The following is a 21,383-nucleotide window of genomic DNA, read 5'->3' on the forward strand; positions in this document are numbered from 1 at the left end:
ACTTTTGCCGGAAAGATTTTTAGAAGCTGTCCGGTTTATTCTACGATTTTAATTCTGCCAGGCTTTCTCGGCTTGCTTTGCGGCAGTGCGCCGTCGATATATCCTAAAATTACAAAGCCCTGACAGGTGTAGCCTTCCGGCACATCCCACTTTTCCATAAGACGTCTGCCTTCATCGGAGTCGAATGTCTCGTATCCTCTGGAAATGATGCAGGATGCAATGCCAAGCTCTGTCGCCTGCAAAACTATGTTTTCCATCATGCAGAAAGCATCGGCTGTCTTGAATAGAAAGTTGTTCTGACAGAATACGCATACAACCGTAGGTGCACCGTAAAAACCATTTTGAATCGTCGGGTCATCAATGGTACTTGGCTGTTCTTTGGAGACGTAACTGCCGGCTAAATTTGTGCGGTCGAATCTCGCCAGATTCATTGTTCCAAGATGTGTCGTAAGTTCTTGGTTGTGAACGGCAACTAACATGCTCCGCTGTCCGCCACCCGCGTTTGGCGCATAATTTCCGGCTTCTAAGATTTTTTCTAAGTCGGCTCTTCGAATCTGTTCTTTCGTATATTTTCGAATGGAATGTCTTGCTTTGATGATATCCATCAACATGGTAACACCTCCCCGGTTTTATCGTTTTTAGTCTTCCAGCACTGCGGATCCGCTCCATAAAAGTCCCCGGTTGTGCCGTTTGCAACTGCCGGGCAGCCCCTGCACCAGGCTTTTAACTCGCATTTGCTGCATTTTACAAATTTATCGTAATCTCTGTATTGCTCCATCTGGCAAATCCACACATCTGCCAGCCTGTCCTCGAATACGTTTGCAACCTTACTGTCGGTTACTCTGCGGCACGCCATAATATCACTGTTTGATGCTATTGTGATGTGGCAGTTTCCACAGTTGCAGCCACCGTAAATCATGCCGTCTTTCGCATTTTCCGGTAGGGAAAACTGCCCTGTCTCGTATTCGTATAGCGTCCACAAGTGGTCTTTTTTATTAAAATAGGTCTCGCATCCTGCCGCCTCATATGCCTTGAATTTTGCGTCACAGATTTCTAATAAGTGCCGGTATTCCTGCGGGGTCATGCTCGTATCGACCTCGCCGCCGGTAGGCACATAGCGGGAAAATGCAAACACCTTAACGTTCGCTTTTACTACCGCATCGATAATGTCTGGTATTTCATTCATATTTGTTTTCGATACGGTACTCATAATGACACTTTTGATTCCTGCACGGTTCAGGCATCCGATTTTTTCCAGTGTCAGGTCAAAACTGCCCGGTTTTCGAAACCAGTCATGTGTCTTTTGCATTCCATCTAATGACATTTGATATTTCTCGCAGCCACATACTTTCAGCATCCGACAGATTTTGTCGTTTAAATGGAAGGGATTTCCCATTAGGGTAAATGGGATGTTTTTGCTTTTTAAAAGCACCATCAATTTCCAAAAGTCCGGATGAAGGATAAGATCTCCGCCGGTAATGTAAAAATATGGAATTCGGTTGTAAACTTTGCAAAAGTCTTCGCAGTTTGCCACGACCTCCTGCATCTGTTTCCAGGTCATGCTTTTTAATTCCTTGCATCCTTCCCCGGAAAAAATATAGCAATGTTTACAACGCTGGTCACATTCATCCGTAATGTGCCACTGAAAAGAAAAATAATTCTGGCTCATCCTATCCAACCTCCTTCTAAACTCTTATTTGTCGCCAGCACCACATGCAGTACCGCAAGCAGCCGGTTTTTCGTCAGGCTTGGCGCCAGCACCGCAGGCAGTACCGCAAGCAGCCGGTTTCTGTTCAGGCTTGTCACCAGCGCCGCAGGCGGTTCCGCAAGCAGCACCTGCCTGATGTTCTTCTTTCTTGTTCCATCCCAAAATGTTTGATAATGCCATCTTTGTTACCTCCTGTTTGAAATGATTTTGGGCTTTCGCCTTGTTGCAAGTTTAGAATATCAGGTGTCTGCCGTGAAAAAAAGTACGCACTTTTTTATTACATAGTTACCTTTTTGTAACTGATAGACAGACGCAAATTCGTATGTTACACTCAAATTAGAACTTACATCATATTTGATACTTAGAAATGAGATGGATGCAAAATTGCATGGAAATGGAGGTTTTTTATGCTGACGAAGGATGAATTGCCGGAATGTCCGGTTGCCACTACGGTTCAGTTGATTGGAAGTAAATGGAAATTACTGATTATGAGAAATCTTTTAGACAGACCGTGGAGATTTAATGAATTAAAGAAAAGTCTGGAAGGAATCAGCCAGAAAGTTCTGACGGATTCGCTGCGTTCAATGGAGGAAGACGGCATTATCACACGAACGGTATATGCGGAAGTACCGCCACGTGTGGAATATGCGCTTAGCGATGTCGGGGAGTCGATGCGGCCGATTTTGGATGCCATGAAGGAATGGGGATTGAGGTATAAGGAGACGTTGGAATAACACGATAACTAACATTTTTCTAAATGATGCGCTATACAAATTATTCATTTTTAGGGTATAATAAATTTGGAAGGAGGTCGTATAATGCCAGAGATATCACTTTTTTACGGAATACGTGTTACGATGTATTACGAGGATCATAATCCGCCACATTTTCATGCTGAATACAATGGAAATAAGGCACTTATAGATATTACTGAAGCACGTGTCATAAAAGGGGCTTTGCCTTCACGACAATTGAAATTAATTTTAGCATGGTGTGTTATACATCAGGACGAACTTATGCAAGATTGGGAACTTTCTAAGGATGGTCTTCCATTAAATAGAATTAATCCTTTGATTTAGGAGGTGTTATCTATGTTTCATAATGTTATTCAGGTCATTCCATATGAGGATTATAGTGTTTATGTATATTTTGAGGATGGAAAAATAGTATGCTACAATGCAAAACCATTGCTTGAAAAAAAGGGATTTGCGCCCTTAAGGGATCAAAATTTCTTTATGAATGCCTGCACTATTTTAAATGACACATTGGCGTGGGATGTGTCCGGACATAGAGATGCCAGCACGTGCATCGATATAGATCCTGACATGCTATATTCCTTAGACCCTGCAATTGAAAAAATTGCCTGAAACATTAAAAACTGGCTTTTAAAAGCCAGTTTTTTCTATAATATCTATTGATTTTTCTATCTGTTGTTCTTTTCCATTCTAAAAAGGATGATAAGCAACATCACAACGGTTACTGCAGTCATGCATCCAAATGTATCATACATTTTTCCGGCTAAGGGGCTGATAACAGCCATTGCAAGTGAACCGGGTAATGTTACCAATCCAGATATGGTGGCACTTCTTCCAAGTATGTTCTGTACATACAAAGGCATAATCACGGATGAGCCCATCATTACAAGATATAGCATCATACTGCCAATCACACTTAAGCGATATTCCGAAACTTTTAAGATGCGCAGATTTAAGAAAGGTTCTTCCAAGTTCAGTTGTCGGTGTGTAAATAATATTCCCGCAAATACACCGATTACTAACGGACATAGTGCCATAACGGCTGTGAGACCAAGGGCACTTAAATTTCCGATTCCCAATGTAATTCCACCAAATGTAATTGCACTTAAAACAAATGAATATACATCAAATGTTTTGATATGAGTTTCCAGTACATTATCGAATATTGCAAGTGCCAGAACAAAGGATACCATTAAAATGCCAAAGGCTATGACAAATATGGTGCGCCATCCAAGTGTATCCACCAAAACACCAGCTATCGTTGGTGCAATGACGGGTGCAGCTCCGACAGATAGACCATACCACCCTATAACCGTTCCACGTTTTTCAGGGGGATATATCGTTAGAAGGACTACCTGTGCCATAGAAGTAGTAATTCCATTACTGCAAGCCTGCAATATTCTACCTATCATCATAGTTGGAAAATTTGTGGCAAAAATGCAAACTGCCAATCCTGCTAAAAATAGTCCGATTGCGCTTATATATAACTTTTTGGTCGGACATCTGGTAATTAAAAATGCTGTAAGCGGCATCATAATGCCCATTGCCAGTGAATATCCGCTTGTCAGCCATTGACCATCCGATACAGATATGTGCAAATCATGGATGATGGGTGGCAGCGCTGTTGTAAGTGCCGTCTGCAAAAAGGATGATGCAATGCACGTTATAATGAGATTTATCATAATAAAAGTTCTTTTTCTAGTGTTCATCTCTTGTACTCTCTTCTTTTTTCATTACAATTTTTATAATCAAATGCGCGACCTCTTCTACACTTTCCTTACACCCTGTTTCTATCCATTCTTTTACCATACCGGTAATGCCATAAATGTAAAATGCGGACAGGAACGAACGCTCCTCCCTTGGAATATCGAATCTTTCCATGATTGGTTCAATAATGTGGAGATACAGATTTCGATATTTCAGGTTTGCTTCATATACTTTATTTTCAAACGCTGCACGGTAAATTCGTTTGTTCTTTTGAACGAATTGCAGATAGGGAATCAGATATTCCTCGGTCACAAAAAGAAGTTCATCCGTGGAAGCATTTCCAATTTTTTCAATGGTTGCCCTGGGACTCGACTCAAAATATTCCAAAAAGGAATCTAGGATATATTGCATGGTTTCTTCTAGTAAATCAGCCATATTTTCGTAATGCAGGTAAAAAGTAGAACGGTTCACGCCTGCTGTTTCGCAGATTGCTTTGACGGAAATATAGGAAAATTCCTGTGTTTCCATCAATTTGATGAGTGCCTCATCCATACGGATTGCTGTATTAAAATATTTACTTTCTGATCGGTTCATGCACTCACCTCCGTTTTTTTTATTATGCCTCATCGCTTATCTGGTTGGCAAGTTCTATTATTTCAAAGGCGTATTTTTTCTTTCCGGCTTCTAATTTTTTCTTATAAATGGGATAATTGATGCCCATTCCGATAAGCCCGACAATTCCCAGAAAAATGCCAAGTATCATCATGCCGATACCCTCGCCGATTACCTGCATGGAAAGACACATGCCAAGTCCCATGATAAGTGCTGCTACAATACCGAAGGTGTAGGTAAAGATTTCTGCCGGAAGTTTCGCTTTCCGGTCTAATTTTTTAAGTGCTGTTATTTTGGATGCATCCTTTGGTGCATATTCGCTCGCAAGAGCTTCTGCATAAATTTTATCTGTGTTCATTTTTATTTCCTCCCTGTTTTTGATGAATTTATTATAGGAGGTTTTGGGAGGAAACAGAACAACACAAATTGGGAAAAATGTGGAGTTGTAAATAAAAGATTATTTCGGTATCAGAAAAACGCGGGGAAAAGTTCTATCGCTTTTCTCCGCGTTTTGTGTGTATTCTTTATGCGTTATGGTTTAAAGCCTGTGTGATAAATTTGCTAATACAAATTATTTACAATCGTTCTTTTTTCTTTTTGCAAACATTCCTGCAAGTCCTGCGAAGGATGCCAAAAGAAGCGTTGTCCAAAGCGCCGGATTCGAGTTATCTCCCGTCTGTGGGGATGTTACACTCTGTGTATTTTCATCCGTATTGTTACTGCCAGTATCCGCTGTATTTTTAACAATGTTAAAGTTTGTGCTTGTGGAACCATCTGTCCAGACAAGTTCAATGGTGTGACTTCCAACAGAAAGTGTCTTAAGGTAATCAGCACTTAAAGTGATAATGGTAGATCCTTCTGTGACGGTATAATTTTTTGCATCAATAATGACACCATCCACTTTTACACTCTGGAACTTGCTAATCTCGCCACTTCCCCTGATTACAAGACTTCCATCTGTATTCTGCGTCCAGGAACTGTTTGCTCCGTCAAGAATGGTATAAGAGGAAGAAGTTGCAGCTTCTTTTTCTGTTACAGTTAAGGTTACGGCCTTTGTTGTAACAGTACCGGCTGAATTACGGATGACACATTGATATTTAAAACCGTTGCAGTCTTTGGCTGTTACACCTGTCGTATAACTTGCCTGGTTTGCTCCGGTGATATTGACAAATCCTTTTCCATCATTTTGGTTTATCTGCCATTGATACGTTAAACCGATACCGGTCGCTGACACTTTGAAGGTTGCGGCGCTTCCGGGTTCCACAGATATATCTTGTGGCTGAGCCGTAATCTGAGGCGGTGCGATGGCAAGAGCCAAAGCATTTCCGGATGCAGTAATTGTATAGGATGGTTCGTCAGAACTGAAATATGCTGCATTGCATCCCTCATTGGTAAAGACGGTCGGATTTCCTTCCGATGGGAGTCTGGAATAATTTAATTCTATGCCAATCAGAGAACCTTCTGTCAGGTTGGCAGCTTTGATGACATGATCGCTGTCCTGATAATAATTAGAACACTTACCATTTTCCGCTGTGTTTCCGGTTATGGTCACTTTACCTTTCAGTTCCACAGAATTTGCGCTGTTGACGCTAATACCGCCGCCACATGCTAAACCTGCTGTATTACCGGTAATGCTGCCGCCGTTCATTTCGAAGTATGTGCCACTGTGGTACACGCCGCCACCGCTGCCATCCGGGGCACTGTTTCCTGTAATGGAGGCATTGTTTTCCATGGAAAAAGAACCGGCACAAGTATATACACCACCACCATAATGTGTCGTTGCAGTGTTACCCGTGATAGAACTGTTGTCATGCATGCAAAAGTCTGCCGTGTTTGAACTTCCGGTGTTGCATACGCCCCCACCGGTTACAGCAGTGTTATCCCGGATAGAGGAAATGTCATACATATCCACATGGTAATAATTAAATACGCCGCCACCATCGTTTGCAGTGTTGCCGCTAATAACCGCACTGCCCTTCATCTCGAATGTAGCATAGCTGTTATTATATATGCCGCCGCCGTCCACGCTGGCATTATTGCCGGAGATTGTTCCGCCGTACATATGGAAGGTTTTATAGTTCGCCACGCCACCGCCACATGTATCGGTCTTATTACCGGAGATGGAGCCACCATAAAGGTTAAAAATTGAGCCGTTGTAAACGCCCCCACCGTCCACGCCGGAGGTGTTGCCGGAAATGTTGCCATTATACATATAAAAAGTTCCGTAATTAGAAACTCCATTTTTACTATAATTTACTTCATGCGTGATCTTACCGGCATCGGTGTGACAATCGGTAAGGGTAAATGGCTTATCTCTATTTACGGTAATGTCTCTATCGTTCATCTTACCGACAATATCGTTCCCGTTGAGGCAGAGTGTCACGTCATAATTGCATTCCCATGTGCCGGTAAGAGTTACAGACTGTGTTAAATAGTAAAAGCCGTCCGATGCGATAGCATCTAAACTATCCACAGGTGTCCATACCTGACTTTTATCACAGGTGTGATTCCCGGCAGTTAAATCCCCTGTTCCACACACACAGTGTACATGTTCTGTATTCTGTGTGCTCTGAGTGTCTGCCGCTTATACAGATATAGCGTTTCCCGGCAGCCATGGAACGCCCCCGATTGCCATTCCAAACGTTAATATACCGGAAAGCAGCGCTGTGATTGCTTTTCTCATTCTATTCCGTTTTCTCATACTCATTCTCCTCCTCCTTGTAAATTCCCACACCATTTGTTATAGTAATTATAAATCGTACCCTAAGGGACGAGTCAAGCAATGTGTACGTTTATTCGACATATTTTTTCAGGGGAAATGGGGATTGGTATGAAAAAGAATGATGAAAATCTGTTTAAAATCGGGGAAATTGCAAAGATTTTGGGAGTCACCAGAAAGGCAATCCTTATCTACGAAGAGATGGGGCTGCTGACGCCTGCTGTCAAGGATGAAAACAGCGGATACCGCTATTATACGGCGGATAATATGACACAGATTCGCTCTATCCGTTCTTTACAGACGCTAGGGCTTTCTCTCGCGGAAATCAGGGAATATTATTATGATACGAAGAATCTTGACCATCACTTGAACCGGCTTATGGATTTGCGTGATGCGTTAGACCGCAACATTCAGCTACTCCAGGTGCGTGCAGCAAAACCGGGGGATTTTAGCGTCCACTCGGTACGCCTTCCACATCAGGTATGCTTTTGCCGTGAATATCAATGTGAAAATACGAAGGATGCTGCCGACAAACTGCGCGATACCTACATTGCCGCAGCCAGAACCGGAAAAATGTCCGTAAATGCCAGAATGTTTACCATGCGCATCGGACAAACGGATGATGAATTGAAACTGATGTGCTGTATTCCGGTTGAAGATGATTTTAAAGGCGTGGAACGAAAGGAATTCGCAGAAACACATGTTTTATGTATCTATTACCGTGGACCTTATGAAGGGATTGAATCTGCAATCGCCTCCTTAAAGGCATATACACATGCTAACCGTATCCAGACCACCGGGGAATTCCGCTGTATCTATCTGGAAGGTCCGCCGAGCCGCGGAGAAAACAGTGCCGACTATATCACACAGATTGTGGTACCTGCAAAGCCAGTTTATGGCATATAAAGATACCATATTCATCGCATTACCAAATTTGTGTAAAAACGCTAATGCGTGATCAAAAAAATGGAGAGAAGCGCGTGCTTCCCTCCATTTTTATATCCTTTTTTATGTTTACAGTGTATACCGTATCCAGACAGCTCCACTGTCAAACTTCTGCACATCCATAAGCTTTAGTCCTGTAACATCATGTGACATTGCGAGTCCGTCGAATACTGCCGGCATACCGCCTCTTCCATCGATTCCTGCGCCGATTAATAAACTGATTTCATTTAGAAGTCCAGCTTCTAAAAAGGCTGTATTTATTTTGGAACCGCCGACAATACCCATTCTTTCCACATGGAATTGCTCTGCAAGGATTTCCGCTGCACGGGCTAAATCTGCGTGCTCTTTTCCACAGGCAATCCAGGAAATGTTTTGTGCATCGAGATAGGCAAGATATTCTTTGGTAACATTTTCGCTTGTTACGATAAGATACGGCTTTTTCATGCCGGATGCGTCAGGCCATAATAATTTTCCTTTTGAGTCGACAATTACCTCATAGCCGTCGCTGTCTGCCTTCTTCGAAAAGCCTTCCTGACCGTAGACGGCGTCATTTTTCGGGATGAATTGTCCCGGTTCTGCCATTTCTAATTCGGCTGTCACTCTTCCGCTTACGGTGGTTGGGATATTGATTTCATCTAATGTTGTATAGTAATCTGCTACGCCTGGCAATTTGGATGTCATGGCACAATCGATTCGTCCATCAATCGAAATCATCATACGACAGATGATATATGGTTTTTTCATTAAAGTTTTCCTCCATAAACCGGGAAACCGCTGTTTGCACCGTAGTTTTCAATTTTCTTAAAATTCTTAAGTGTCTGCATATCTTCTGCGCTGATTTCAAAGTCAACCTCAGCGTTTGTCTTCATATGCTCTGGATTTGCAGTCTTAGGAAGTGAGATGGCACCAACTGTAAGGTGTAGCGGATGCAAAGCTGCGGAACCGATACCTTGTATTTGTCGGCAATCGCTTTGATTTCCGGCTGATTTAAGATTTCACCGTGTGCAATCGGGGAATAAGCTTCCACGGTAATACCGTTTTTCTGGCAAAAATCGATAAGTTCGACCGGTGTATTGCTGATATGGCAAAGTACCTGATTGACCATCGGTTTTACTTTATCTGTTTCCATCAGACTTTCTAAATCTTCTTTCTGGAAGTTTGAAACACCGATTGCTTTCAGTTTGCCTTCGTGATAAGCTTCTTCTAATGCTCTCCAGGCTGCTCTGTTTCCTTCTACATATCGGTTTTCACTCTGGTTTACCTCGACCCAAGGCTGTGGGGAGTGGATAATCATCATATCAAGATAATCGAGTCCCATTTTCTTTAATGTCTCCTCAATTCCTGCTTTGGCTTCCTCGTAAGTCTTGTGCTCAGCAGCAACTTTTGAAACGACAAATAATTCTTCTCTTGGGATTCCGCAGGTTCTGACACCCTCGCCTACGCCACGCTCATAAGCATATTGTCAAGTGTAGGTGTCAGATTTTATATTCAAAATAATCGAGTAGGAGGGAAAATTAAATAAATTTTCCCGACCTCTCACACCACCGTGCGTACCGTTCGGTACACGGCGGTTCAATCAACTTAACAAGTAACACGCCTTTCCGTGTAGTAATCTAACATTGAGATTAATCCAAATCGGGTTAGTCTTTCTTTGTTTATTGCAAAATTCATAACTCTTTGCTGACACACATAAGCGATTCGGCTACCTGTGTATGCCGTAATCCATGCTGTATCCTTATCAACTCCAAGTTTCATCAAATTCTTTATACGTTTCTGCGGGGTTTTCCATTGCTTCCAGATACACATACGCAGCCTATAACGAATTCTTGAATCTAGTTCTTTACATAGAGTTTTCATACTACCTATCTTAAAGTAGTTAATCCACCCTCTTATAACCTGGTTGAGCTTCTCCACCTTATAGCTGTTGCTGACACCCCAGCTACGACAGGTGAGTTCTTTCATTCTTTTCTTGAACTTCGCTACTGACTTTGCGTGTGGTTTTGCCTTAAACTGATGCGCTCTTGAATCAAAGTAGAAACCAAATCCAAGGTATTTAAGTCCTTGTGGTTTATCTACCTTACTCTTGGTCATGTTGACTTTGAGTCCTAGCTTCTCTTTAATGAATCGTGAAATATTTCTCATGACTCTGTTAGCAGACATTTCACTTCCGACCATTATAATACAGTCATCCGCATATCGTACAAAGTTAAGCCCTCGCTTTTCCATTTCCTTATCAAGTTCATTGAGCATGATGTTTGCCAATAATGGCGAGAGGTTTCCTCCTTGTGGTGTCCCCACTATGGAATCCTCATATTCATCATCAATCATGATTCCGCTGACAAGATATTTTCTAACAATAGAGATGACATCTCCATCTTTAATAGTTCTGCCTATGATAGTCATTAACTTGTCATGATTTACTGTGTCAAAGAACTTTTCCAAGTCAATATCTACAATCCAGTCATTACCCTCATTCATCATGTCGAGTGCTGTTAGAATTGCTTGCTGTGCACATCTGTTAGGTCTGAATCCATAACTATGGTCATGGAACTGTTCCTCATAGATTGGTGTTAAAACCTGTGCAATGGCTTGTTGTATGAATCTGTCTGTTACTGTTGGTACTCCTAGGTTTCTGACACCGCCATCAGGCTTTGGTATCTCCACTCTTCGTACTGGCTGAGGTTTATATTTTCTTGTCCTCAACTGTTCCTTGATGATTTCGCCATTCTTTACAAGATGTTCCTTAAGTTCTGTGTACTTCATTCCGTCCACTCCCTCTGCACCTTTGTTTCGTACGACTTGCAGATATGCTCTGTTGAGGTTATCACTAGATAGTATCTGCTTCATTAGACTACTTGTGTCCATGCGTTCTTTCCTTTCCGTCCCGCTTGATTTGACCACCCTTTTCCCGATTGGTTACGGCAGATGTTGCCATTTCTGCAATACGAGACATACTCAAACTTATTGATTGTTCGCCCCTTTGCTCCATCTCCATTACAGAGACTTCTTCACTACTATGGGCTCGGCTGACTTCTCACAGTTCGTTGTTACTAGGCTGATGGAACCTCTGTGAGACCTCCACGCTTAAGGTGCACGCTCTTTCTCTCCATGTATCCGCCACATTTACTCTGCTACTACAAAAGTGATAGTTATTAGACTTCGTTGCTTTACGCCAACTTATCTCTCGCAGCTTAGCCTTATATGTGATTTCTGTTCGTCAGACCAGAGATTTGCTTACAGCTTCCTTCAGATTCTACCTCACAATAGACACCCTTGCTGTTCGGCTATACACTTCCCACTATCTGGGCGTGTTCGGGACTTGCACCCGTTAGAGCGCGCCCATGGCGCGCAAACGTAAAAAGCTGTTACTCCCTAAAGAATAACAGCCATTCTTACAATATCAGCCTTTTGGAATTTGACCATCGACATACAGAATGTGATTAACTAACCACTCTGTGAGATATTTTAAAATCCCCATAATCTGTTCATCCTGATCTTCTATCTCATCATTATGATGCTCCATAAATTCATCAAGTTTATGTATAAATTCCTGATGCTGAACTTTCTGTGTAAATAACTTCTTATAATTAATAGATTCCATATACTGTTCTTCATCTGTAAAATGTTTTACTGTATAATCACGAAGATTTTCCAATATTATGTCAATTCTATCATATTTATCTGGTGTATACTCGTCATGAAGCAGTTCATATGCCTCATCTGCATATTTAAATAACTGCTTGTGTTCTTCATCTATCATATCTATTCCGATATAATATTCTGGTTTCATTTCATACATCAATTAATCCTGCTTTCAGTTTTATTTGTTTTATGAACCTGTTCTATACTATCTGATCATAATAGGCAAATGCATTTCTCATGAATTTCCTATATTTTCTTTTTCTTAATGTTAGATTCTACCAAAACATTCCCTAATTTTCTTGGAAATATCAGAATCAACAAAACCTTTCTGCGCCATGTCATCGAGCATCTCACACGTTTTTTCGTGCGTTAAACCTTTCTTATATGGTCTGTCCTCAGTTAATGCCTGATAAATATCAATACATGCCATAATACGTTCCGGCTCATTTAATTCAGATGCGGTTTTTCCAAAAGGATACCCTTTTCCATTTAATTTTTCATGATGGAAAGCTGCCCAGTCTCGTATTTCTTCAAAATCATTAACCTCTGATAATATAAGGTATGTATAGCTAGCATGATTCTTCATTTTTGAAAATTCATCATCTGTCAGTTTATCCGGTTTTTCCAAAATTTCATTGCCTACTGCCATCTTCCCAATATCATGCAGTGCACCAGCCAGATAAATTTTTTGCACATTAATAGAATCATATCCGATATATTGAGCAAAAAGAGCTGCTTTTTCAGCCACTCCTATAGAATGTCTGCTTGTAAAAGAAGATTTATAATCTACAATCTTTGCAAAAAAATCTGCGACATTTTTACACGTTTTCCAATCAAAAACCTGTTTTTGTCTTGGGATAATCTCCCATAGCTTCATTTCAAAAGAATTATCACTTAAACACATAAAAGATTCAGAATGTGTGAATGCATGAAAAAAGGCATTCACACATTCTGAATCGAATAATCCATCCCTATTTTTTAAAAGGTACTGACATATAAAATTCTAACTGTTATTTCCAGATCCCTTATTATTTCCTATAATATCAATGGTATCTGCAAGATGAATAATTCTTGCAAACAATTGAATTTCATTCCACTTTTTTTGAAAAGAACCAGTTCCATCGGCATGTTCATGATGATACAAAATCACATTTGACACATCTGTTTTAAATGGAATTTTAGTAATATTTTTTTCACCATAAATACAATGAAGATTTGTTTTTTTCTCGGATAAATCTTTTTTACAATTAATGACGGAATCCTTTTTCAGTTCTTCCGAAATATATTGTGTCAAAGCATTATCATACAGTAAAGCACACATGGCTAAATCTTGTAATTCATCACCTTGAATTTTCCAATATTCAGCCATGCATATACTTATATAAGCCACTCTTTTTCCATGTTTGTTTTTAATATTTACCAACTCTGCTTCTATACAATCCAAAGCATAAGAACAGGCTCCTGCAAGTCCGATGATATCTATACTTAGTTCTTCTTTCATTGGTATAATCCTATCATAATATATTTATGCTTCTGAGAACTGATCTTTTCCTACAGAGCATAACGGACATTCAAAATCTTCCGGAATATCCTCCCACTTTGTACCAGGTGCAATACCACCTTCTGGATATCCTTTCTCCTCATCGTATTCCCATCCGCAAACATCACATACGTATTTCATTTGTTGTTCCTCCTTGTAAATATATTAATACACAGCCTATATTACTGGTTATATTTGTGTTGTTCTGTAATCTTAATATTTATAAATGCTTCTAGCATTTCCATAATCCATGCAGATTACAATATGCATATACTTCTTCTACCAGTTCACCATCGCAAAGACAAAAATCTGCTACCGGCTCCTGCCCTGGATTTAACTGTTTTCTGTATATTCCTTGATTGGTACTTAATGTAATCCACTCAATGAAATGCTCTTCAAGCATTGGATGTTTTGTCTCTCCGACCACGACATGAACATGACTGCCTTCTATCGTATATACAGGTACATGCTTCTCGACAGCAGCATCTGTCACTCCGGCTTTTAATTCCTGCATAGGTTCTCCGCAACAAATTACAGGTACACCCTTATCCTTTACCTTTTCAACGATGTTTCCACAATGCTTACAAATATAATACCTTACTTCCATGCCTTTCTCTCCTTCCATGTGTAAAATTTATAATTCAATTGTCTCCATAATCTTTTTCAATGAATCTGCAGATTCCTTAAGCTTTAACGCTTCCTCGCCACTTAAATTAATAGGTATATCAGCCTCAATACCATCTGCACCTACAATAGCTGGCATACTTAACGATACTCCGTCAATATCATATACTCCATGAATCATGTGTGATACAGGAAGTATTGATTTTTCATCTCTCATAATCACTTCGCTGATTCTTTTTACAGACATTGCAATTCCGTGCTTTTTGTTTATAATCTCATAAGCACTGTTCTTGACTGCTGTAGCTATTTCTGCCGTGTTTTCCTTGTGCTTGTAATGTCCACGCATTTCACACATTTCACTTAATGGAACACCAGATACATTGGCTGATGACCATGCTACAACTTCGCTGTCTCCATGCTCACCTACTATAAATGCATGAACACTCCTGCTGTCCACAGATAAATGCTCACCAAGCTTATTTCTTAATCTGGCACTATCTAACACAGTACCCGATCCAATAACCCTGTTTTCTGGAAGTCCTGATAACTTTATGGCTACCTGAGTCAGGATATCTACCGGATTCGCAACTACAAGCATGATACCTGCAAAATTTCTCTTTGCTATTTCAGGAATGATTGACTTAAATATTACTACATTTTTATTTACGAGATCAAGCCTTGTCTCTCCCGGTTTCTGTCCCGCTCCGGCAGATATAACAACAATTGCAGCATCATCCACATCATCATAATCTCCGGCATATATTTTCATCGGACTCGCAAATGGAATACCATGGCTGATATCCATCGCTTCTCCTTCTGCCTTGTTCTTATCTGCATCGATAAGGACAATCTCTGTAAACAAGCCACTCTGCATCAGAGCAAATACCGATGCAGAAGCAACAAAGCCACAGCCTATCATTACTGCTTTTTGAATTAATCACTTTCTTCTTCGTAATAATCTCATCTCCTTAATAATTCTCTTCATGTACTTCAAAATAGCTCTGTGGATGATTACATACCGGACATACTTCAGGCGCCTTAGTTCCTACCACAATATGTCCGCAGTTACGGCATTCCCATACCTTAACTTCGCTCTTTTCAAATACCTGTGCAGTTTCAATATTCTTAAGAAGTGCACGATATCTTTCCTCATGGTGCTTCTCAATCTCACCTACTGCCCTGAATTTTGCTGCAAGCTCAGGGAATCCTTCTTCCTCAGCTGTTTTAGCAAAGCCATCATACATATCTGTCCACTCATAATTTTCGCCTTCTGCCGCTGCCGCCAGGTTTTCCTTTGTATCACCAATTCCTGCTAATTCCTTGAACCACATCTTTGCATGTTCTTTCTCATTATCTGCAGTCTTTAAAAACAATGCTGACATCTGCTCGTAACCTTCTTTTTTCGCTACAGAAGCAAAATAGGTATACTTATTTCTTGCCTGTGATTCCCCTGCAAATGCCTCCTGTAAATTCTTCTCTGTCTGTGTTCCTGCATATTTGTTTTCTGCCATCTCTTTTACCTCCGTTTTCTTTACTACTTTTTCAAAATCTGATGCCGGGTGCTTGCACAAAGGACATATAAAGTCATCCGGTAATTCCTCGCCTACATATTCATATCCGCAAATTCTGCAACGCCATATTGTCTGACCGTCCTCTGTTTTTCCAACCTCCTGTGGCTTAGGCTTAATATTATTCTGATAATAATCATATGTTACTGAAGGAACATTGCTTAAAACTTCCATATCGGTTATCTCACCGATAAACATCGTATGTGAACCCAAGTCCTCTGTTTTAGTAACTGTTACAGAAATGTATGCATTTGTACCTTCTGTAATATAATAAATACCATTTGTGCCCCTGGCACACTTTTCAAATGCTTCAAATTTATTGGTATCCCTTCCTGATTGGAAGCCAAAATGTTTGAATAATTCAAACTGTGCCTTCTGACTTAAGACTGATACTGTGAATTTTCCGGTTCTCTGAATCATATCATGCGTGTAATTTGCTTTATTGACGCAGATACTTAACTGGTTTGGTTCTGAAGCTGCCTGAATGGCTGTATTAATAATACATCCATTGTCTTTTTCATCTTCTCTGGCAGTCAGCACAAACAATCCATAACTCAGCTTATACATTGCTTTCCTATCCATTTTTTTCCTCCTTTACCTTCTCCCTGCATTTCAGACAAATGCCTTTAAATGAAATATCATAATCCAAAAAATCAATTCCATGAGTGTTATGAATTCTTTCCAGCAAGTCCGGTATTTCATCCATATCCACATCTGAAACCTCACCGCATTTTATGCATCTGACATGGTAATGATTTTTCAGTGTAAAATCAAACCGGTTCGATCCATTCGGAACTTCAACCTTTCTTAATGCACCTTCCTCTACCAATATATCAAGATTTCTATATACAGTTCCTTTTCCAATTGATGGATATGCTTCTTTTATAAATTCATACACTTCATTTGCCGTAACGTGTCTTCTCATTTCGTATACGGTATTTCTTACGATATCTTTTTGAATGGTATTTCTCCTACTTGTCATTCGCCCTCCTTATTAGGATTAGTTCTTAATAAAGATTATATACCACTATTATCCTGTTGTCAATAAAAATAGTAATAATTCTCATTATTATAAAAACTGCCAAACTGAGCATCTTTTACCTGAATAACTATTTTATTTTGCGTTCAAATACATATTCTGAATCTGAAGATAAATCATACCGAAACGAATATCCGAGTCTGTCAAATTTCTGAATCTCCACCGGATTTTCAATATTATTTTCCGCTATGAATCTGACCATTTCACCACGAGCCATCTTGGCATAGGTACCTTTTGTTACCAATTTATCTCCGGATAACTCACAAAATACAATCGTAATATATCTGTCCTGTGGTGTCAGATACTTTTCTATAGATTTTGAGTATTCTTTTGATGCAAGATTAATGATAATCCTACTGTCATCAATTACTGAGCGGTATAACAATTCTCCCCAGTACTCATACAGATTTTTTGCATCTCCTATTTCAACCTTTGCCTGCATTTCTAACCGATAAGGTGTCACTCCATCCATTGGTTTCAGAACACCATAAAATGCAGATAATATTCTCAAATGGTTTTGTATATACTCAAACTGCCTATCCTCAAACACAGATGGTGCCATATATTGAAAAGCAATTCCTTCATATGATAAAACAGCCGGAGTAAGTATATGGTAAATATCCATGTTTTCCAATCTATAAAAGTTTTGTTCTGCAATTTTGTCATTACATTTCCAGATAGCTTTCAACTCCTCTTTTGACTTATCTTTCAACCAGCTTAATAACTCTGTTGTCTTATCAATAAACTCCGGTAAAGCAACTGGCTCTATACTGTCAGTATCCGTAATCATCTTTTTTGCAGGAGATAGTATAATCTTCATCAATCTAATTCCTTAAGCATATTTTTTGGATCATCTGCCGCTTTGACTTTATCATTGGCTTTGATGATAACCCCCTGCTCATCAATAAGATATGTTGTTCTTACCACACCCATAGAAACTTTTCCATAGTTTTTCTTTTCTTTCCAGACATCATATGCTTCAATAACTTTACGCTCCGGATCTGCTAAAAGCGTAAATGCAAGTCCATATTTTTCTTCAAATCTCTTGTGAGATGCTACAGAATCCTTACTGACTCCGAGAATAACCGCACCTTTTTCCGTAAACTGAGGATAACGCTCTGAAAAGCCACATGCCTGCTTCGTGCATCCTGCAGTATTATCCTTTGGATAAAAATATAAAATCACTTTCCTGCCTGCATAATCACTTAATTTATGCATTTCTCCATTCTGATCCGGCAATTCAAAGTCCGGTGCTTTTGTTCCTGTTTCTAACATATTATTTCTCCACCTCTTTCTTTTCTATCTTTTTTCCTGATTTCTTATTACCAGAAATCATTTTATGACCAGAATAAACTGCCATAATCATACATATCAAAGAGCCAAATGCAAAATATTTGTGGCTTAATTTTGAACCCTTGTATCCTGTGTAAAGAGTACCTATCATTGTAATTAATGTTCCAATTGACCAGTATTTATGTGCTTTCACGCTTTATTCATCTCCTGTATATGAACATATTATATCAAATTTTTTGTAACATGGTCTATATTTTTCTGAATGACACACCTTTCTTATCGTATTGGTTTATTATGATACGATAGTTAGAAATAAATCTCTCACTTAATCTTTAATTCAATTTCCATTCCTTAACCATATCTCTATCGCTTTTTGCCTCTTATCGACTGATTATAGTATACCTTTTTATCTATACTACTCCGATCTTCTGACTTTTCATTTTTCTTCTTCCAACAGTATACCACATTTTTTCGGGGCTATTCAATTAGATAAATTACATTTTTTCTGACCCAAATTGATAAATACTCTACATTTTTTCCGACCTAATAGGGACGTAAATAAAATTTCAGGCAGGATTATATCCTGCCTGATAAAGTTTATGCGTCTATTTCAATTTAGCTCCATCCTTAAATGCAGCACCGACACGCTCTCCTTCTATAAGTTTTTCTGGAAAAAATCATCCATTTTATCAAATGGAATTGCTTCGAGATTATCATATAAATCTGTGTGAACAGCGCATGGGATGCTCAAAAATTCCTTGTTGGCTGTATATTTACTATCCTTAACCATATTCTCATAAGCATCTTTTCCGAAATAATAGCTATGTGCTTTATCCCCATGCATGATAAGTACGGCACTTCTAATCTCGTTACTGTATTGCAGGATTGGCTGATTCATAAATGATTCACATCCAATGCTGTTCCATCCCTGTTAAAATATAAATGCTGGTATTATGAAACCGCTATGAAAGATGGCAACGAAGACGCTATCAATGCCATGCTGCCAGATAAACTGCCAGAGGATATTCAAAAGTTGTATGATGATAGTTGGAAGTAATACCGATACGCTTTCAAAAATGGTAGAAATTTTACTTTTTGCAACCCATTATACGTTAATGGTTCACACACTCCAGAATCATCCTCTCACACATACCATACCCAAGCTGTGAACTGTTCAAGGAAAGCGTATAATTCCCCGCCATGCCCCATTTCTGCTCCGTATAAAAATTATAATTTGTGCTGCGCCTTTTATCGGTGTCATTCATCATTTTTACAGCATCATCCTCCGAAACACGGTACAACGCGCATATCCGCTTTATTTTTTCCGACATATCGCCATGAATAAATACATTCAGTACATCATCCCTGTCCTTTAAGATAAAGTCAGCATTTCTTCCAATAATAACGCAGCTCTCTTTTGCTGCGATATCCAAAATGACGTTTCGTTGTGCTTCATATACCATATCTTCTATCGATTTTCCGGTGATGTCGCGCCCGGAAAAAGCATATGCAAACAAGCCTTTCTTTGGAGACAATTCAGCGTTTTCTTTAATGTATTCCGGGGAAAAGCCTGACTGCTCTGCAATTTGGGCAATGATGTCTCTGTCGTAATATTTTATGCCAAGCTTCTTTGCCACTTCTTCGCCGATAAAGCGTCCACCGCTTCCAAACTCTCTGCTGATTGTAATAATTCTTTTTGCCATCGTTCCTTCCTCCTTAACGTAAATTTTCCACTTTTTTCTTACGGATTCTCTTTAAAAATACATAACCCACCAGACAAGCCACAAGCTCTGTTACCGGGAAGGCCCACCAAATCAGCGCAACTCCAGCCTGACCATTTCTGACAAACATTGAGAAAACTCCTGCCAGCGGCAATATAATTACAAGCTGTCTAAGCAGTGAAATCACGAGGGACTCGATACCGCCGTCTAATGCCTGATAAATTCCCTGATATGCCACATTGATTCCCGCAAAAATAAAACTGATAGAGATAATTCGCATAGCGCTGATAAAAAATTCTTTTGACTGTCCTGCGTTAAACAGTGTGGCAAAGGCTCCCGGAAAAATTTCTGTGATAAGGATACCGAAAATCATCAGAGCTGCGGTATAGAGCAGTCCATATTTCATACCATCCTTTATCCGTTTTTTATTTCCCATTCCATAGGCAAATGCGATGATTGGTGTAATTGCATCTCGCAGTCCAAAGGCAAGGAACAATACAAACTGTTGGACTTTGTAAAAGAGACCGTATGCTGTCTGAGCCGATGGATTGAATTTTAGGATAAGGTTCATCACATACACCATAATGGACATAAGTGCCTGTGCAATAATGGCCGGAAGCCCAATGGCATAAATTTCCTTGATAATTTTGCCATCCGGCTTCATGTATTTCACATCATGTTCAAACTCCTTATTCAATTTCATATGGAAAAGGAACAATACTACCGCTGATACAACCTGACCGATTACCGTGGCATACGCTGCACCCTCTACTCCCATCTTTGGAACCGGCCCGATACCATAAATCAAAATTGGGTCAAGAATAATATTTATGACCGCACCTGCGACTTGACCGATTGTGGAATAAAGGGAACGACCGGTTGCCTGCAATAATTTTTCAAACAGCGAGAAGAAAATAATCCCAAAAGAAATCACACAGCATATCTTAAGATAGCTTGTTCCCATGGATATAACTTCCGGGTCTGCTGTCTGGGATGCGATGTATGCTTTTACTCCGAAAATTCCAAACAACAGGCACACTGCATAAATAATCCCTCCAAGAAACAGACTGTTTCCTGCAACCTTTGCCGCTTTTTTGCTGTTGCCCTGTCCCAGAGTTCTTGCAAGAAGTGCGTTTGTTCCCACTCCGGTACCGATTCCTACTGCGACCATCAGCATCTGAACCGGAAATACCAGTGTCAGGGCATTCAGCGCTGCCTCACTTCCTTCTCTCATGTTTCCGACGAAGGCACTGTCTACGATATTGTAAACTGCCTGCAATGCCATCGATAAAATCATGGGAATTCCCATTTGAACCATGAGCTTATTTACCGGCATCTCCTTCATTTTGTTACTTTCTGCCATCTTGAATCCTCCTTTTTTGCATAAAAAGAACGAGCAGCAAAACTGGATTTACGCAATTTTGCTACTCGTTCGGGAATTATTATACTTATTAAATTAAAAAAGTCAAACAAAAAAATTACCTTGTTCTTCTACAAAAATACTACAGAT

24 protein-coding genes and 4 pseudogenes are annotated in these 21,383 nt (G+C 39.8%); 5 read left to right on the top strand and 23 right to left on the bottom strand.

Going from position 1 to position 21,383, the window contains the following annotated elements; translation table 11 throughout:
• Positions 1-35: 35 nt before the first annotated feature.
• The 3 genes from BIV16_RS14785 to acgA are packed head-to-tail and all read right to left on the bottom strand — an operon-like array spanning position 36 to position 1,888.
• Positions 36-611: a nitroreductase family protein gene (locus BIV16_RS14785; RefSeq protein ID WP_202969659.1), complete on the bottom strand. Its 576-nt coding sequence runs from the start codon at positions 609-611 to the stop codon at positions 36-38.
• The gene (gene acgM / locus BIV16_RS14790) at positions 605-1,669 is read right to left on the bottom strand and encodes a radical SAM/SPASM domain protein, ACGX system (RefSeq protein WP_075681283.1); all 1,065 of its coding nucleotides are present in this window, start codon (positions 1,667-1,669) and stop codon (positions 605-607) included. The genes BIV16_RS14785 and acgM overlap by 7 nt, the downstream gene beginning before the upstream one ends.
• A gap of 24 nt (positions 1,670-1,693) precedes the next feature.
• Positions 1,694-1,888: an ACGX-repeat peptide gene (acgA, locus tag BIV16_RS14795; RefSeq protein ID WP_075681285.1), complete on the bottom strand. Its 195-nt coding sequence runs from the start codon at positions 1,886-1,888 to the stop codon at positions 1,694-1,696.
• Between the two features lie 227 nt (positions 1,889-2,115).
• Here acgA and BIV16_RS14800 point away from each other — a divergent pair, with 227 nt between their 5' ends.
• From BIV16_RS14800 to BIV16_RS14810, 3 genes are all read left to right on the top strand, one after another.
• On the top strand, positions 2,116-2,442 hold the full coding sequence (locus tag BIV16_RS14800) for a winged helix-turn-helix transcriptional regulator (protein WP_075681287.1): 327 nt from the start codon (positions 2,116-2,118) through the stop codon (positions 2,440-2,442).
• An 84-nt stretch (positions 2,443-2,526) separates the two neighbouring features.
• A complete protein-coding gene (locus BIV16_RS14805; RefSeq protein ID WP_075681289.1) occupies positions 2,527-2,787 on the top strand; it encodes a DUF4160 domain-containing protein in 261 nt (86 codons plus the stop codon).
• 12 nt (positions 2,788-2,799) lie between these two features.
• Positions 2,800-3,075 (top strand): DUF2442 domain-containing protein, encoded by a 276-nt coding sequence (locus BIV16_RS14810; protein WP_075681291.1) that lies wholly within the window; start codon positions 2,800-2,802, stop codon positions 3,073-3,075.
• A gap of 56 nt (positions 3,076-3,131) precedes the next feature.
• Here the strand turns inward: BIV16_RS14810 and BIV16_RS14815 are convergent, their stop codons facing one another.
• The 4 genes from BIV16_RS14815 to BIV16_RS14830 form a co-directional block, all read right to left on the bottom strand.
• Positions 3,132-4,172 carry an MFS transporter gene (locus BIV16_RS14815; protein ID WP_075681293.1) on the bottom strand — a complete coding sequence of 347 codons (1,041 nt, stop codon included), beginning with the start codon at positions 4,170-4,172 and terminating at the stop codon, positions 3,132-3,134.
• On the bottom strand, positions 4,162-4,764 hold the full coding sequence (locus BIV16_RS14820; protein WP_075681295.1) for a TetR/AcrR family transcriptional regulator: 603 nt from the start codon (positions 4,762-4,764) through the stop codon (positions 4,162-4,164). The genes BIV16_RS14815 and BIV16_RS14820 overlap by 11 nt, the downstream gene beginning before the upstream one ends.
• Positions 4,765-4,786: 22 nt before the next feature.
• Positions 4,787-5,140 carry a dihydropteridine reductase gene (locus BIV16_RS14825; RefSeq protein ID WP_075681297.1) on the bottom strand — a complete coding sequence of 118 codons (354 nt, stop codon included), beginning with the start codon at positions 5,138-5,140 and terminating at the stop codon, positions 4,787-4,789.
• Positions 5,141-5,353: 213 nt separating this feature from the next.
• Entirely contained in the window at positions 5,354-7,321 is a 1,968-nt protein-coding gene (locus tag BIV16_RS14830; RefSeq protein ID WP_075681299.1) for an LPXTG cell wall anchor domain-containing protein, read from the bottom strand.
• Positions 7,322-7,612: 291 nt separating this feature from the next.
• On the opposite strand from BIV16_RS14830, the gene BIV16_RS14835 reads away from it, so the two are divergent.
• Complete coding sequence (locus BIV16_RS14835) at positions 7,613-8,407, top strand: MerR family transcriptional regulator (protein WP_075681301.1); 795 nt, start codon at positions 7,613-7,615, stop codon at positions 8,405-8,407.
• 108 nt (positions 8,408-8,515) lie between these two features.
• Here BIV16_RS14835 and BIV16_RS14840 read toward each other — a convergent pair whose 3' ends face one another.
• From BIV16_RS14840 to BIV16_RS14905, 14 genes and pseudogenes are all read right to left on the bottom strand, one after another.
• Positions 8,516-9,190, bottom strand: coding sequence for a dihydrofolate reductase family protein (locus BIV16_RS14840; RefSeq protein WP_075681303.1), 675 nt, complete (start codon positions 9,188-9,190; stop codon positions 8,516-8,518).
• Positions 9,190-9,905: pseudogene (locus BIV16_RS14845) on the bottom strand (aldo/keto reductase); the annotation flags it as partial. The gene BIV16_RS14840 and the pseudogene BIV16_RS14845, both read right to left, overlap by 1 nt.
• Before the next feature lie 122 nt (positions 9,906-10,027).
• On the bottom strand, positions 10,028-11,311 hold the full coding sequence (gene ltrA, locus BIV16_RS14850; RefSeq protein ID WP_075681305.1) for a group II intron reverse transcriptase/maturase: 1,284 nt from the start codon (positions 11,309-11,311) through the stop codon (positions 10,028-10,030).
• 535 nt (positions 11,312-11,846) lie between these two features.
• Positions 11,847-12,245 carry a bacteriohemerythrin gene (locus BIV16_RS14855; RefSeq protein ID WP_075681307.1) on the bottom strand — a complete coding sequence of 133 codons (399 nt, stop codon included), beginning with the start codon at positions 12,243-12,245 and terminating at the stop codon, positions 11,847-11,849.
• 111 nt (positions 12,246-12,356) lie between these two features.
• A pseudogene (locus BIV16_RS14860) lies at positions 12,357-13,589 on the bottom strand (HD-GYP domain-containing protein).
• A gap of 24 nt (positions 13,590-13,613) precedes the next feature.
• Entirely contained in the window at positions 13,614-13,769 is a 156-nt protein-coding gene (locus BIV16_RS14865) for a rubredoxin (protein ID WP_012740305.1), read from the bottom strand.
• Positions 13,770-13,860: 91 nt separating this feature from the next.
• Entirely contained in the window at positions 13,861-14,235 is a 375-nt protein-coding gene (locus BIV16_RS14870) for a desulfoferrodoxin family protein (protein ID WP_075681500.1), read from the bottom strand.
• A 27-nt stretch (positions 14,236-14,262) separates the two neighbouring features.
• Positions 14,263-15,171, bottom strand: a complete 909-nt coding sequence (locus BIV16_RS14875) for an L-lactate dehydrogenase (protein WP_075681309.1) — start codon at positions 15,169-15,171, stop codon at positions 14,263-14,265.
• Between the two features lie 49 nt (positions 15,172-15,220).
• On the bottom strand, positions 15,221-16,402 hold the full coding sequence (gene rbr / locus BIV16_RS14880; protein ID WP_075681311.1) for a rubrerythrin: 1,182 nt from the start codon (positions 16,400-16,402) through the stop codon (positions 15,221-15,223).
• Positions 16,395-16,802 carry a Fur family transcriptional regulator gene (locus BIV16_RS14885; protein WP_075681313.1) on the bottom strand — a complete coding sequence of 136 codons (408 nt, stop codon included), beginning with the start codon at positions 16,800-16,802 and terminating at the stop codon, positions 16,395-16,397. The genes rbr and BIV16_RS14885 overlap by 8 nt, the downstream gene beginning before the upstream one ends.
• 127 nt (positions 16,803-16,929) lie before the next feature.
• A complete protein-coding gene (gene yaaA, locus BIV16_RS14890; RefSeq protein WP_075681315.1) occupies positions 16,930-17,679 on the bottom strand; it encodes a peroxide stress protein YaaA in 750 nt (249 codons plus the stop codon).
• Complete coding sequence (bcp, locus tag BIV16_RS14895) at positions 17,679-18,134, bottom strand: thioredoxin-dependent thiol peroxidase (RefSeq protein WP_075681317.1); 456 nt, start codon at positions 18,132-18,134, stop codon at positions 17,679-17,681. The genes yaaA and bcp overlap by 1 nt, the downstream gene beginning before the upstream one ends.
• Before the next feature lies 1 nt (position 18,135).
• Positions 18,136-18,345, bottom strand: a complete 210-nt coding sequence (locus BIV16_RS14900) for a DUF6219 family protein (protein ID WP_075681319.1) — start codon at positions 18,343-18,345, stop codon at positions 18,136-18,138.
• A 462-nt stretch (positions 18,346-18,807) separates the two neighbouring features.
• Positions 18,808-19,080: pseudogene (locus BIV16_RS14905) on the bottom strand (alpha/beta hydrolase); the annotation flags it as partial.
• Here BIV16_RS14905 and BIV16_RS15790 point away from each other — a divergent pair.
• Positions 19,078-19,209 (top strand): annotated as a pseudogene (locus tag BIV16_RS15790) (MerR family transcriptional regulator); the annotation flags it as partial. The pseudogenes BIV16_RS14905 and BIV16_RS15790 sit on opposite strands and share 3 nt — an antisense overlap.
• 55 nt (positions 19,210-19,264) lie before the next feature.
• On the opposite strand, the gene BIV16_RS14910 reads toward BIV16_RS15790, so the two are convergent.
• Positions 19,265-19,855: a cytidylate kinase-like family protein gene (locus BIV16_RS14910; protein WP_075681321.1), complete on the bottom strand. Its 591-nt coding sequence runs from the start codon at positions 19,853-19,855 to the stop codon at positions 19,265-19,267.
• A gap of 13 nt (positions 19,856-19,868) precedes the next feature.
• On the bottom strand, positions 19,869-21,236 hold the full coding sequence (locus BIV16_RS14915; protein ID WP_075681323.1) for an MATE family efflux transporter: 1,368 nt from the start codon (positions 21,234-21,236) through the stop codon (positions 19,869-19,871).
• Between the last annotated feature and the right edge of the window lie 147 nt (positions 21,237-21,383).

The organism is Roseburia sp. 831b, from assembly GCF_001940165.2.
Classification (GTDB): Bacteria; Bacillota; Clostridia; order Lachnospirales; family Lachnospiraceae; genus Roseburia.